This window comes from Pseudomonas sp. SWRI50 (assembly GCF_014269095.1).
In the GTDB taxonomy this organism is placed as follows: Bacteria; Pseudomonadota; Gammaproteobacteria; order Pseudomonadales; family Pseudomonadaceae; genus Aquipseudomonas; species Aquipseudomonas kermanshahensis.
In genome coordinates this window covers 1-13,165 of the sequence record NZ_JABWRW010000016.1, presented here as the reverse complement: position 1 = coordinate 13,165, position 13,165 = coordinate 1, and the positions used below count along the sequence as shown (strand labels likewise).

At 62.3% G+C, this 13,165-nt stretch carries 12 protein-coding genes; 11 read left to right on the top strand and 1 reads right to left on the bottom strand.

All coding sequences use genetic code 11. The annotated features are described in order from the left end of the window. Positions 1-31: 31 nt before the first annotated feature. Positions 32-487: an REP-associated tyrosine transposase gene (locus tag HU750_RS17285; protein ID WP_186681404.1), complete on the bottom strand. Its 456-nt coding sequence runs from the start codon at positions 485-487 to the stop codon at positions 32-34. 389 nt (positions 488-876) lie between these two features. On the opposite strand from HU750_RS17285, the gene HU750_RS17280 reads away from it, so the two are divergent. The 11 genes from HU750_RS17280 (at position 877) to HU750_RS17230 (ending at position 12,796) form a co-directional block, all read left to right on the top strand. Then, positions 877-1,965, top strand: coding sequence for an efflux RND transporter periplasmic adaptor subunit (locus tag HU750_RS17280; RefSeq protein WP_186681401.1), 1,089 nt, complete (start codon positions 877-879; stop codon positions 1,963-1,965). After that, on the top strand, positions 1,962-3,029 hold the full coding sequence (locus HU750_RS17275; RefSeq protein WP_186681399.1) for an efflux RND transporter periplasmic adaptor subunit: 1,068 nt from the start codon (positions 1,962-1,964) through the stop codon (positions 3,027-3,029). Before HU750_RS17280 ends, HU750_RS17275 begins: the two co-directional genes overlap by 4 nt. Further along, the gene (locus HU750_RS17270; RefSeq protein ID WP_186681397.1) at positions 3,026-6,079 is read left to right on the top strand and encodes an efflux RND transporter permease subunit; all 3,054 of its coding nucleotides are present in this window, start codon (positions 3,026-3,028) and stop codon (positions 6,077-6,079) included. Before HU750_RS17275 ends, HU750_RS17270 begins: the two co-directional genes overlap by 4 nt. 258 nt (positions 6,080-6,337) lie before the next feature. After that, positions 6,338-6,520: a sulfur starvation response protein OscA gene (oscA, locus tag HU750_RS17265; RefSeq protein WP_003258557.1), complete on the top strand. Its 183-nt coding sequence runs from the start codon at positions 6,338-6,340 to the stop codon at positions 6,518-6,520. Between the two features lie 48 nt (positions 6,521-6,568). Next, entirely contained in the window at positions 6,569-7,576 is a 1,008-nt protein-coding gene (locus HU750_RS17260; RefSeq protein WP_033702118.1) for a sulfate ABC transporter substrate-binding protein, read from the top strand. 186 nt (positions 7,577-7,762) lie between these two features. Further along, positions 7,763-8,581 (top strand): sulfate ABC transporter permease subunit CysT, encoded by an 819-nt coding sequence (gene cysT, locus HU750_RS17255; protein ID WP_012274724.1) that lies wholly within the window; start codon positions 7,763-7,765, stop codon positions 8,579-8,581. Between the two features lie 12 nt (positions 8,582-8,593). After that, the gene (cysW, locus tag HU750_RS17250) at positions 8,594-9,466 is read left to right on the top strand and encodes a sulfate ABC transporter permease subunit CysW (protein WP_027592263.1); all 873 of its coding nucleotides are present in this window, start codon (positions 8,594-8,596) and stop codon (positions 9,464-9,466) included. A gap of 3 nt (positions 9,467-9,469) precedes the next feature. Next, positions 9,470-10,459, top strand: a complete 990-nt coding sequence (locus HU750_RS17245) for a sulfate/molybdate ABC transporter ATP-binding protein (RefSeq protein WP_027592264.1) — start codon at positions 9,470-9,472, stop codon at positions 10,457-10,459. Between the two features lie 370 nt (positions 10,460-10,829). Then, a complete protein-coding gene (locus tag HU750_RS17240; RefSeq protein ID WP_186681395.1) occupies positions 10,830-11,630 on the top strand; it encodes an energy transducer TonB in 801 nt (266 codons plus the stop codon). 40 nt (positions 11,631-11,670) lie between these two features. After that, on the top strand, positions 11,671-12,393 hold the full coding sequence (locus HU750_RS17235; protein ID WP_099430730.1) for a MotA/TolQ/ExbB proton channel family protein: 723 nt from the start codon (positions 11,671-11,673) through the stop codon (positions 12,391-12,393). A 1-nt stretch (position 12,394) separates the two neighbouring features. Then, entirely contained in the window at positions 12,395-12,796 is a 402-nt protein-coding gene (locus tag HU750_RS17230) for an ExbD/TolR family protein (protein WP_027592267.1), read from the top strand. Positions 12,797-13,165 lie beyond the last annotated feature (369 nt).

Here is a 13,165-nt window from a genome sequence, read left to right as displayed (position 1 = left end):
CGGGCTTGCCCGCGAATGTTTCAGCACGAATTCAAAGCCACACTGCATCCCAGTGGGGGTATTCCCTGACACTGTCGACCAGCCCCGCCCGCATGGGGTTGGCAACAATGTACCGGGCGACATGCACCACACTCTCTTCTCGCCGCAGTGCATGGTCTTGATAGCCTGCCTGCCATATTGGCTTGTGCCTTACGCCTGCTCTGCGCAGCGCTATCCCTGTACGGGACTTGAACCTGCGCATCAGCGTACTCAAGGTCACTTCTTTCAACTCGACCAACCAATGCAGATGGTCCGGCATCACCACCCAGGCCAATGACCGGCAGTCCTGATTGTGATCCGAGAGGCGTAGCTGCCTAACCACTTGGCGAGCAAGATGGAAGTCGTGAAACAGCGGTATGCGCTGATGGGTAATCGTCGTCAGCAGGTAGAGCCTGCCGGGTTCTGAAAAGCGGCCCCGGCGAAGCAGTTTGGATTGGGCTGGACACATCGGGATCTTCCTTGATGGCGAAGTCCCCCTGAAACATAGCGGTTGATGTGGCATTGCACGGTGGCTGATGGTTTCTGGATATGGCAGGGATGGCTCTGTGTCTCGAAAGGCCTCTTCGCGGGCAAGCCCGCTCCCACAGGTACACCACAGCTTTCAAGCCAGTGGACTTTCCAGGTACATCACAGTTTCAAGCCAGTGGAATTTCCTGTGGGAGCGGGCTTGCCCGCGAAGAGGCCCGTGAACTCAGCACATCAACCCGCCATTGACTCCTGTGGTGAGCATGGGGCGCTTTGGTATATGGCGAACAGGCCGTATCGCCGTTTACTGAACCCTGAACTACGCTGACAGTCGCATCTCACAAATCATTTGTGCGCAAGCTAGGAGCCTGCATGAGGGTGACGCGTCCACTGGTGCTGGCAGGCCTGAGTGTGCTGTACATGCTCACCGGCTGTAGCAAGGAAGAAACCCCCGAGATGCTGCCTCGGGTCGGTGTGCAACAGGTCCAGCCTACCGATTTCGCTGCCAGGGTGACCTTGACCGGCGACGTACAAGCGCGGGTGCAAACCGACTTGTCGTTCCGTGTGGGCGGCAAGATCATTTCGCGCAGCGTCGATGTGGGCGATCACGTCAAGGCCAACCAGGTACTGGCACGGCTAGACCCGAAAGACCTGCAGAACAACGTCGACTCGGCCAAGGCCGAGGTGTTCGCCGCCCAAGCGCGCGTGACGCAGACGGCCGCGGCTTTCGTGCGTCAGCAAAAGCTGCTGCCCAAGGGCTATACCAGCCAGAGCGAGTACGACTCCGCCGAAGCCGCATTGCGCAGCAACCAGAGCGCGCTCAAGGCCGCCCAGGCGCAGCTGGCCAATGCCAATGAACAGCTGAGCTACACCGCGCTGGTGTCCGAAGCCGCCGGCGTGATCACCGAGCGCCAGGCCGAGGTCGGCCAAGTGGTGCAGGCCACCATGCCGATCTTCGGCTTCGCCCGCGATGGCGACCGTGATGCAGTGTTCAACGTGTATGAATCGTTGCTGGTGGCACCGCCAAGCGATGAGGGGGTGATCGTGAAGCTGCTCGATGACCCCAACGTCCAGGCGCAAGGCTTCGTTCGCGAAGTGACGCCAACCGTTTCAGGGCAAAGTGGCACGGTGCAGGTCAAGGTTGGCCTGCGCAACGTGCCGCCCGGCATGCAGCTGGGCTCACCGGTGACGGCCACTGCCAATACCCAGGGGCGCTCCAGCATCGAGCTGCCCTGGTCGGCCTTGACCAAGGCCTTGCATGAGCCTGCCGTCTGGGTGGTGGGCGAGGGCGACAAGGTCGAACTGCGCAAGGTTGAAGTGGCGCGCTACCTCACCGGCAAGATCGTGGTCGCCAAAGGCCTCAAAGGCGGGGAGACCGTGGTGGTCAATGGCGGGCAATTGCTGCACCCCGGCATGCAGGTTGAAAAAATCGATGAAAAGGCTGCGGGGGATGCGCCATGAAGCGCTTGCTGTTGATGCTCCCGGTCGGGCTGTTGCTGGTTGCTTGCAGCTCTGAGGAAGAAGCGATCGAGCCCGTTCGGCCGGTGCTTTCGGTGAAGGTCGAACCGCAGGTGCAAGCGCAACTTGGGCGCTTTGCCGGCAGCATTCAGGCGCGCTTCGAGAGCACCTTGGGCTTTCGCGTGTCCGGGCGTATTGCCCGGCGTTGGCTTGATGTGGGGGCGCAGGTGAAACCTGGGGACACACTGGCCACCCTCGACCCCACCGACCAGCAGAACCAGTTGCGCGCCGCCGAAGGCGACTTGGCCAAGGTCCAGGCGCAGTGGATAAACGCCCAGGCCGACGCGCGCCGTCAGCAGCAGCTGTACGACCGCGGTGTCGGTGCCCAGGCCCAGCTGGACATTGCCCAGACCAACCTGAAAACCACCGGTGCGGCGCTGGAGCAGGCACGCTCTGCGGTCAGCCAGGCGCGTGACCAGCTTGATTACAGCACCCTGCGCACCGACCACGCGGCGGTGATCACTGCCTGGCAGGCCGAAGCTGGGCAAACGGTAACGGCGGGCCAGGCTGTCGTGACCCTGGCCCGGCCAGACGTCAAGGAAGCCGTGATCGACCTGCCGATCGGCGTGGGCGAGCAACTCGACAAGGGCCTCACCTTCACCGTGGCCTTGCAGCTCGACCCCAGCATCAACACCACGGCCTCGTTGCGCGAGCTGGAACCGCAAGCCGACGCCACCACGCGCACCCGGCGTGCACGCCTGACCCTGGCCAGCACACCTGCCGCCTTCCACCTTGGCACCGCGATCAGCGTGAGCCTGAGTTCTGCGGTCACGCCGCGCAGTGAACTGCCCCTGAGCGCCTTGCTCGAGCGTGACGGCAAGACCCAGGTGTGGGTGATCGACACGCAGCAGAAAACCGTGGCGACCCGGGATGTCGCCTTGATCGACCGCACCCGCGAACACATCGTCATCGCCTCCGGCGTGCAGCCAGGCGAGCGCGTGGTGACTGCCGGCGTCAACAGCCTCAAGCCTGGCCAGAAGGTCACCTTCGACGAGGATGCGCAATGAAAGGAAGCTTCAACCTGTCCGAATGGGCGCTCAAGCATCAATCGTTCGTCTGGTACCTGATGTTCGTCGGCTTGCTGATGGGGATTTTTTCCTACTTCAACCTGGGCCGTGAGGAAGACCCGTCGTTCACCATCAAGACCATGGTCATCCAGACCCGCTGGCCCGGTGCGACCCAGGATGAAACCCTATATCAGGTCACCGACCGCATCGAAAAAAAGCTCGAAGAACTGGACTCGCTCGACTACACCAAAAGCTACACCCGCCCGGGCGAGTCAACGGTCTACGTGTACCTGCGCGACACCACCAAGGCCAAGGACATCCCGGACATCTGGTACCAGGTGCGCAAGAAGATCCAGGACATCCGCGGCCAGTTCCCCGAGGGCATCCAGGGCCCGGCGTTCAACGATGAATTCGGTGATGTGTTCGGTTCGATCTACGCCTTCACTTCCGATGGCCTGACCTTGCGGCAACTGCGGGACTACGTGGAGCAGGCCCGCGCCGAAGTGCGCGAAGTGCCCAACATCGGCAAGATCGAGCTGGTCGGCACCCAGGATGAAGTGCTGTACCTGAACTTCTCCACCCGCAAACTGGCAGCCTTGGGTATCGACCAGCGCCAGGTCATGCAGGCGCTGCAATCGCAGAACGCGGTGACCCCGGCAGGGGTGATCGAGGCGGGCCCCGAACGTATTTCGGTGCGGACCACCGGCCAGTTCGCTTCTGAAAAGGACCTGGAAACGGTCAACCTGAGGATCAATGACCGCTTCTTCCGCCTTGCCGACATTGCCGATATCGAGCGCGGCTACGTCGACCCGCCGTCACCGATGTTCCGCTACAACGGCCAGACCGCCATTGGCCTGGCCATCGGCATGAAGGCGGGCGGTAACATCCAGGTGTTCGGCGCCGCGCTGAAGAAGAAGATGGACAGCGTGATCGCCGACTTGCCGGTGGGGGTGGGTGTGCACACCGTGTCCGACCAGGCCGTGGTGGTCAAACAGGCGGTGGGCGGTTTTACCAGCGCACTCTTCGAGGCCGTGGTGATCGTGCTGGCGGTGAGCTTCGTCAGCCTCGGCGTGCGCGCCGGGCTGGTGGTGGCCTGCTCGATCCCGCTGGTGCTGGCCATGGTCTTCGTGTTCATGGAGTACAGCGGCATCACCATGCAACGGATCTCGCTGGGCGCCTTGATCATCGCCCTGGGCCTGCTGGTGGACGATGCGATGATCACCGTGGAGGTGATGGTCACACGCCTGGAAATGGGCGAGAGCAAAGAGCAGGCCGCGACCTTTGCCTACACCTCGACGGCGTTTCCGATGCTGACCGGTACCCTGGTGACGGTGGCCGGCTTCGTGCCGATCGGGCTCAACGCCAGTTCGGCAGGTGAGTACACCTACACACTGTTCGCGGTGATCGCCGTGGCGCTGATCGTGTCGTGGGTGGTTGCGGTGTTCTTCGCCCCGGTGCTGGGTGTGCATATCCTCAGCAGCAAGGTCAAAGCCCACGAGGCCGAACCCGGGCGCGTGGGCCGGGCATTCGAGGGCGGCCTGCTGTGGTGCATGCGCAACCGCTGGCTGACCATCATTGGCACCGTGCTGCTGTTCGCGCTGGCGATATTCTGCGAGCGCTTCGTGCAGAACCAGTTCTTCCCTTCATCCGACCGGCCCGAAATTCTGGTCGACCTCAACCTGCCGCAAAACGCCTCGATCGAAGAGACCCGTAAAGTCGTCGACCGGCTGGAGGCCAGGATCAAGGACGACCCGGACCTGGTGCGCTGGAGCACCTACATTGGCCAGGGCGCGATCCGCTTCTACCTGCCCCTCGACCAACAATTGCAGAACCCCTACTACGCGCAGTTGGTGATCGTCAGCAAAGGCTTCGAAGAGCGCCAGGGTATGATGGATCGCCTGCAGAAACTGCTGCGCGAAGAGTTCGTCGGCATCGGCACCAACGTGCAATCGCTGGAGATGGGCCCGCCGGTGGGCCGGCCGATCCAGTACCGGGTCAGCGGCCAGGACATCGACCAGGTGCGCAAGCACGCCATCGAGCTCGCCACCTTGCTCGATGCCAACGAGCACATCGGCGAGATGATCTACGACTGGAACGAGCCGGGCAAAGTGCTGCGCATCGAGATTGCCCAAGACAAAGCGCGTCAGCTGGGGCTGTCGTCCGAAGACGTGGCCAACGTGATGAACAGCATCGTCACCGGCGTGCCGATTACCCAGGTCAACGACAACATCTACTTGGTCAACGTGGTCGCCCGTGCCGAAGACAGCGAGCGTGGCTCGCCCGATACCTTGCAGAACCTGCAGATCCTCACCCCCAATGGCACCTCGATTCCGCTGCTGGCCTTCGCCACGGTGCGTTACGAGCTGGAACAGCCGTTGGTCTGGCGGCGTGATCGCAAGCCGACCATCACCATCAAGGCGTCGGTCAATGGCGACATCCAGCCCACCGACCTGGTCGCTCAGCTCAAGCCCAAGATCGACGAGTTCGCCAGCAAACTGCCGGTCGGCTTCGAGGTGGCGACCGGCGGTACGGTGGAGGAGAGCGCCAAGGCGCAAGGGCCGATCCGCAAGGTCATTCCGTTGATGCTGTTCCTCATGGCGACCTTCCTGATGATCCAGCTGCACAGCGTGCAGAAGTTGTTCCTGGTGGTCAGCGTGGCGCCGTTGGGCTTGATCGGGGTGGTGCTGGCGTTGGTGCCTACGGGTACGCCGATGGGCTTTGTGGCCATTCTCGGGATTCTGGCCCTGGCCGGTATCATCATTCGTAACTCGGTGATCCTGGTGACCCAGATCGATGAGTTCGAGGCGCAGGGGTTGTCACCGTGGGATGCGGTGGTGGAGGCCACCAACCACCGGCGGCGGCCGATCTTGCTGACGGCGGCCGCGGCCAGCTTGGGCATGATCCCGATTGCCCGCGAGGTGTTCTGGGGGCCGATGGCCTACGCCATGATTGGCGGGATCATCGTGGCCACCTTGCTGACGCTGCTGTTTTTGCCGGCGCTGTATGTGGCCTGGTACAAAATCCGCGAGCCTGAAAAACACTCATCCTGACCACGCATCCCCCTGTGGGAGCAGCCTTGTGCTGAGAAGAGGCCGGTACAGCCATCCGTTGTTGAAGGTGAATGTACCGGCCTCTTCGCAGCACAAGGCTGCTCCTACAGGGGAAATGTGTGGCTTGTAAAAACGGTTATATAAACATTCTTAAACAGTATTTTTAAGAATATCCCCGCCTCACTACTATTGCCCTCAAGCCAGGCGCAAATCCCCTTCAAACCTCTGCCCGGCAACCTCACTCCAAGGAGAACGAGCATGAGTGCATCTCTGCGTAGCATCGACGGTCAGGACGAAGCCACCATTCTGCGTGAGATCCAGAGCGCCCTACGCGATCTGCGTTTCGGTGCGGTGGAGATTACCGTGCACAACGCTCAGGTCGTCCAGATCGAGCGCAAGGAGAAGTTCCGCCTGCAACAGCCCGGCAACAAGACCGGCTGATCGCGTCACACCTCTAAAACTAGAAAAATGCCAATCGGGAGCTTCACCATGTCCATCCGCCGTTATGCGCTCGCCGCCCTGGCCAGTGCTGTTTTTGCCGGTTCCGCAATCGCCAAGGACTACGAACTGCTGAACGTGTCCTATGACCCGACCCGTGAGTTGTACCAACAGTACAACGCCGAATTCATCAAGCACTGGCAGCAGTCCCACCCGGACGACAAGGTGAAGATCCAGCAATCCCACGGTGGCTCGGGCAAACAGGGCCGCGCTGTAATCGATGGCCTGCGCGCCGACGTGGTGACCCTGGCCCTGGCCGGCGACATCGACGAAATCGCCAAGCTTGGCAAGACCCTGCCGGACAACTGGCAGACCCGTCTGCCGGACGCCAGCACCCCGTACACGTCGACCATCGTGTTCCTGGTGCGCAAGGGCAACCCGAAAGGCATCAAAGACTGGGGCGACCTGATCAAAAAAGACGTCTCGGTCATCACCCCGAACCCGAAAACCTCTGGCGGCGCCCGGTGGAACTTCCTCGCCGCCTGGGCTTATGGCCTGAAGACCGGCGGTAGCGAAGACAAGGCCAAGGCTTACGTGCAAGAGCTGTTCAAGCACGTGCCGGTGCTCGATACCGGCGCCCGTGGCTCGACCATCACCTTCGTCAACAACGGCCAGGGCGACGTCCTGCTGGCCTGGGAAAACGAAGCCTTCCTGGCGCTGAAGGAAGACGGTGGCGCCGACAAGTTCGAAATCGTCGTGCCGTCGCTGTCGATCCTGGCCGAGCCACCGGTGGCCGTGGTCGACAAGAACGCTGAGAAGAAGGGCAATACTGCGATTGCCACCGAATACCTCAAGCACTTGTACAGCCCGGCTGGGCAGAAGATCGCCGCCGAGAACTTCTACCGCCCACGTGACGAGAAGGTCGCTGCCGAATTCGGCAAGCAATTCCCGAAACTGGACCTGGTCACCATCGACAAGGACTTCGGTGGCTGGAAGACTGCACAACCCAAATTCTTCAATGATGGCGGTGTGTTCGACCAGATCTATCAGGCACAGTAAGCGGTTATGGAAAAACGGGGCCGCTGTGCGGCCCATTCGCGGCACAAGGCCGCTCCCACAAGGAACCGCGCTCCCCTGTGGGAGCGGCCTTGTGCCGCGAATGGGCTGCACAGCAGCCCCAAGATTCAGAAGCCTGCACCGGCCCGGGATTGATTCCGGGCTTCGTGCGTTCAACCAGGGATACTTATGTCACGTCGTATTTCCCCCGTCATACCCGGCTTCGGGCTGACGCTGGGTTACACCTTGGTGTACCTCAGCCTGATTGTGCTGATTCCGCTGGCGGCCATGTTCATCCATGCCTCGCAGCTGACCTGGGAGCAGTTCTGGAACATCATCAGCGCGCCGCGGGTCATCGCCGCGCTCAAGCTGAGTTTCGGCACCGCCCTGTTCGCCGCCATCATCAACGGTGTGATCGGTACGCTGCTGGCCTGGGTACTGGTGCGCTACACCTTCCCCGGGCGCAAGATCATCGACGCGATGATCGACCTGCCGTTCGCCCTGCCTACCGCCGTGGCCGGTATCGCCCTGACAGCCCTGTACGCCCCGGCGGGCTGGGTTGGCCAGTTCGCCACCGACCTGGGCTTCAAGATCGCCTACACACCGCTTGGCATCACCTTGGCGCTGACCTTCGTGACCCTGCCGTTCGTGGTGCGCACTGTCCAGCCGGTGTTGGCCGACATCCCGCGTGAAGTCGAAGAAGCCGCCGCCTGCCTGGGCGCAAAACCGCTGCAGGTGTTCCGCCACATCCTGGCCCCGGCACTGCTGCCTGCCTGGCTGACCGGCTTTGCCCTGGCCTTCGCCCGTGGGGTGGGTGAGTATGGTTCGGTGATCTTCATTGCCGGCAACATGCCGATGAAGACCGAGATCCTGCCGCTGCTGATCATGGTCAAGCTCGACCAATACGACTACACCGGCGCGACTGCCATCGGCGTGCTGATGCTGGTGGTTTCCTTCATCCTGCTGCTGCTGATCAACCTGCTGCAGCGCCGCATCGAAACCCCTTGAAGGAGGCCGGCTATGTCTAGTTCATCCCTGAGCGCTACCGCCGCCGCCAATGCCGCCCGCCGTGGCAGCGCCACCTCGCGGCGCATCCTGATCGGCCTTGGCTGGCTGGTGTTCGCGCTGTTCTTGCTGCTGCCGCTGGTGATCGTGGTATCGCAGGCGCTGAAAAACGGTTTCGGCACTTTCTTCGAGGCGATCTTCGAGCCCGACGCCTTGTCGGCGCTCAAGCTCACCTTGTTTGCCGTGGCCATCTCGGTGCCGCTGAACCTGGTGTTTGGCGTCAGCGCGGCGTGGTGCGTGAGCAAGTACACCTTCCGTGGCAAGAGCGTGCTGGTGACCCTGATCGACCTGCCGTTCTCGGTCTCGCCGGTGATCGCGGGCCTGGTCTACGTGCTGATGTTCGGCGCGCAGGGCCTGTTCGGCCCCTGGCTGCAGGACCATGACATTCAGATTGTGTTCGCGCTGCCGGGCATCGTCCTGGCGACGATCTTCGTTACCGTGCCATTCGTTGCCCGTGAACTGATCCCGCTGATGCAAGAGCAGGGCACCCAGGAAGAAGAGGCCGCGCGCCTGCTGGGCGCCAATGGCTGGCAGATGTTCTGGCATGTGACCCTGCCCAACATCAAATGGGGCCTGATCTACGGCGTGGTGCTGTGTACGGCGCGGGCGATGGGTGAGTTCGGCGCGGTGTCGGTGGTGTCCGGCCATATCCGCGGCGTTACCAACACCTTGCCGCTGCACGTGGAGATCCTCTACAACGAGTACAACCACGTCGCGGCCTTCAGCGTGGCCAGCCTGTTGCTGATCCTGGCGCTCTTCATCCTGCTGCTCAAGCAGTGGAGCGAGAACCGTATTAACCGCCTGCGCCATAGCGCTGCGGAGGAATAATTCATGTCGATCGAAGTTCGTAACGTCAGCAAGCGCTTCAACAGCTTCCAGGCCCTGGACAACATCAACCTGGATATCCACAGCGGTGAGCTGGTGGCCTTGCTCGGCCCGTCCGGCTGCGGCAAGACCACCCTGCTGCGCATCATTGCCGGCCTGGAAACACCGGATGACGGCAGCATCGTGTTCCATGGAGAGGATGTCTCTGGCCACGACGTGCGTGATCGCAACGTCGGCTTCGTGTTCCAGCACTACGCGTTGTTCCGCCACATGAGCGTGTTCGACAACGTCGCCTTCGGCCTGCGCATGAAGCCCAAGGGCGAGCGCCCGAGCGAAAGCAAGATTGCCGAAAAGGTGCATGAGCTGCTGAACATGGTCCAGCTCGACTGGCTCTCCGACCGCTACCCCGAGCAGCTTTCCGGTGGCCAGCGCCAGCGTATCGCCCTGGCCCGCGCCTTGGCGGTAGAGCCTAAGGTGCTGTTGCTCGACGAGCCGTTCGGTGCCCTGGATGCCAAGGTGCGTAAAGAGCTGCGCCGCTGGCTGGCGCGCCTGCACGAAGATATCAACCTGACGTCGGTGTTCGTCACCCATGACCAGGAAGAGGCCATGGAAGTCGCGGACCGCATCGTGGTGATGAACAAGGGTGTGATCGAGCAGATCGGCTCGCCGGGTGAAGTGTACGAGCAGCCGGCCAACGACTTCGTCTACCACTTCCTCGGCGACTCCAACCGCCTGGCCTTGAGCGAAGGCCACCACGTGCTGTTCCGCCCGCATGAAGTGTCGCTGTCGCGCCATGAAACCGAAGGCCACCATGCCGCCGAGGTGCGCGATATCCGCCCGCTGGGCGCGACCACCCGGGTGACCTTGAAGGTGGAAGGGCAGAGCGAGCTGATCGAGGCCGAAGTGGTCAAGGACCACGACAGCTTGACCGGCCTGGCACGCGGGGAGACGCTGTTCTTCAGGCCGAAGGTGTGGCAGAAGGTGGCGGATATCTAAGCTACCCCAGCGTATCGAACCCGGGCTCTGTCCCGGGTTTTTATTGCCGGGTGGATTGCTGGGGCTGCTTCGCACCCTTCCGCAGCACAATGCTGCACCGCGATTCCCTGTAGGAGCAGCCTTGTGCTGCGAATCGAGGGCGCAGCCCTCGCCGCAATCTCATGCCTTACGCGAATATTTTGCATGCCCACAAAGCATCGCTAATCGCCCTCCAGCCCACAGCCCGCGAAATCCGTGGCTTTCACACGATCGCTCAAAAACAATATTCAATTAAGTTCTAACCATAATTTGAAACATTACTTTAAGAGATAAGCCTCTGGCCCCGATGATTCAGCCACACACCTGAATCGAGACCCCAGGAGTTTGATCAATGGGTAATGTCCAGACGGCCGTCAGAGCCTACGACCAGCCATGGCGCCCGGCACCGGGCGACCTGGTCGAGCTTGGACGCACGCTTCGTCTTCCGCTTGGCCAGCAGCGCCTGCAACGCACGCCTGCCAGCGGCCTCAAGCGCCGCGACAAGCTGGCGTTGGCGCTGCTGGTACTGGCGCTGCACGGCGCCGCCGCCTACTGGGTCAGCCAGGCACCGACGCCTGAGCTGCCCGTGGTGCCGCCCCAGGTGCCACCCATGACCATCGAGTTCGCCGCCCCTGCGCCGCCCGTGGTCGAGCCGCCACCCCCGGCACCCGCGCCGCCCGTGGTCGAGCCACCGCCGCCGCCACCGGTAGTCGACGAGCTGGCCGCCAAGCCCAAACCGAAGCCAAAACCGATCCCTAAACCTGTGGTCAAGCAGGCGCCCAAGCCGCAGCCGAAACCGGTCGAGGCACCGCCACCGCCACCCGTTGCAGCCCAGGCACCGCCAGCCCCTGCGCCACCCGCGCCGGCGCCGGTGACACCGGCTTCAGCCAACGCCGCGTACCTCAAGAACCCGGCGCCAGAGTACCCGCAGATGGCCCAGCGCCGCGGCTGGGAAGGCACCGTGCTGTTGCGCGTCGAGGTGTTGCCCAGTGGCAAACCGGGGCAGATCCAGGTGCAGAAGAGCAGTGGCCGCGATGCCTTGGACGCCGCTGCGCTGGCCGCCGTCAAGCGCTGGAGCTTCGTCCCCGCCAAGCAAGGCGACGTGGCCCAGACCGGGTGGGTCAGCGTGCCAATCGACTTCAAGCTTCGCTAACGCATTTCACAGAATCAGCAGAACATAGGAAGACATCATCATGAGCCTGTTGGCATCCCCCCTCGAATCCGTTGAAAGCGCAGTCATCTGGCTGCTGGTTGGTTTCTCTGTCGTCACCTGGGGCCTGGCCCTGGTCAAGGTCGTGCAGTTCGTGCGGCTGAAGAACCAGGACAAACGCTTCCACCAGCAATTCTGGGCAGCCTCCAGCCTGGACTCGGCCGCCGAAATCAGCCATGAACTGCCTGGCCCAGCCGCCCGCGTTGCGCAGTCCGGTTATGCCGCTATTGCCGTCGGCGATACCACCCAGGCCAACGACCTGAGCCACGCCATCAACCACCAGGACCGCCTCGAACGCGCTCTGCGCCAGCAGATCGTCCGCGAGCGCCGTTCGCTGGAAACCGGCCTGGCGGTGGTCGCCAGTATCGGCAGTACCTCGCCCTTCATCGGCTTGTTTGGCACCGTGTGGGGCATCATGGAAGCGCTCAAGGGTATCAGTGCGGCAGGTTCCGCCAGCCTCGAGACCGTGGCCGGGCCGATCGGCGCGGCACTGGTGGCCACGGGGGTAGGTATCGCCGTCGCGGTGCCAGCGGTACTGGTTTACAACTACTTCCTGCGCCGCCTCAAGCTGACTGCAGCAGACCTGGACGACTTCGCCCATGACTTCTACAGCCTGGCGCAGAAGAGTGCCTTCCGGGTACTGGTGCACCCTGCCGTGCACAAAGCCCAGGCCGGTTTCACCCAGCCGGTGAAGGAGGCGTCCTGATATGGCCTTTTCGACCCAGGACAGCGACGAAGTCCTCAGTGAAATCAACGTCACGCCCTTGGTGGACGTCATGCTGGTGCTGCTGGTGGTGTTCATCGTCACTGCGCCGCTGCTGACCAACGCCATCCCCATCAACCTGCCCAAGACCGAGGCGGTGGCACCGGTGGAGCAGAAAGACCCGCTGGTGGTGAGCATCGACGGGGCTGGCAAGTTGTTCATCAACAAGGACGAGATCCAGCCGGACCTGCTGGAGACCAACCTCAAGGCGGCCAAGGCCAAGGACGCGGAAGTTCGTGTGCAGTTGCAGGCCGATGATGGCGTGAACTACGGCGAAGTGGCGCGGGCCATGGCGGCGATTGAACGTGCGGGGATCAGCAAACTGGCGGTGATTACCGCGCGCTGATTCGGCAATCCTCTTCAGGCAAGTGACTCTCTTTGAGAGCTTATGGGCCACATCTCTTGGCAGGGGTTGGCCCTTTTTTTGGCCTGATGGATAGGTATTGGGCTACAAGGTGTTCGCCGGTGAATGTTTAGCGCCTGTTAGATCGAGCGCCGCCCGCGCGGCGCATCGCGAGCAACGCTCGCTCCTACGTTTGTTTTTGGCCAGTAACGCCTGTGACAGGCGCGCGCGACCGCCTTGGCGCATGGCGGGTTATCTCGTCGAACAAACAAGGCGGTCGCGCGCGTTTGCCCCAGGAATAACTGGCCCGAAACAAACGTAGGAGCGAGCGTTGCTCGCGATGCGCCGCGCGGGCGGCGCTCGATATATGCC

Bases quoted from the DNA above. Each gene is read 5' to 3' on its own strand.
- HU750_RS17285 (WP_186681404.1), bottom strand. From the start codon at position 487: ATGTGTCCAGCCCAATCCAAACTGCTTCGCCGGGGCCGCTTTTCAGAA.
- HU750_RS17280 (WP_186681401.1), top strand. From the start codon at position 877: ATGAGGGTGACGCGTCCACTGGTGCTGGCAGGCCTGAGTGTGCTGTAC.
- HU750_RS17275 (WP_186681399.1), top strand. From the start codon at position 1,962: ATGAAGCGCTTGCTGTTGATGCTCCCGGTCGGGCTGTTGCTGGTTGCT.
- HU750_RS17270 (WP_186681397.1), top strand. From the start codon at position 3,026: ATGAAAGGAAGCTTCAACCTGTCCGAATGGGCGCTCAAGCATCAATCG.
- oscA (WP_003258557.1), top strand. From the start codon at position 6,338: ATGAGTGCATCTCTGCGTAGCATCGACGGTCAGGACGAAGCCACCATT.
- HU750_RS17260 (WP_033702118.1), top strand. From the start codon at position 6,569: ATGTCCATCCGCCGTTATGCGCTCGCCGCCCTGGCCAGTGCTGTTTTT.
- cysT (WP_012274724.1), top strand. From the start codon at position 7,763: ATGTCACGTCGTATTTCCCCCGTCATACCCGGCTTCGGGCTGACGCTG.
- cysW (WP_027592263.1), top strand. From the start codon at position 8,594: ATGTCTAGTTCATCCCTGAGCGCTACCGCCGCCGCCAATGCCGCCCGC.
- HU750_RS17245 (WP_027592264.1), top strand. From the start codon at position 9,470: ATGTCGATCGAAGTTCGTAACGTCAGCAAGCGCTTCAACAGCTTCCAG.
- HU750_RS17240 (WP_186681395.1), top strand. From the start codon at position 10,830: ATGGGTAATGTCCAGACGGCCGTCAGAGCCTACGACCAGCCATGGCGC.
- HU750_RS17235 (WP_099430730.1), top strand. From the start codon at position 11,671: ATGAGCCTGTTGGCATCCCCCCTCGAATCCGTTGAAAGCGCAGTCATC.
- HU750_RS17230 (WP_027592267.1), top strand. From the start codon at position 12,395: ATGGCCTTTTCGACCCAGGACAGCGACGAAGTCCTCAGTGAAATCAAC.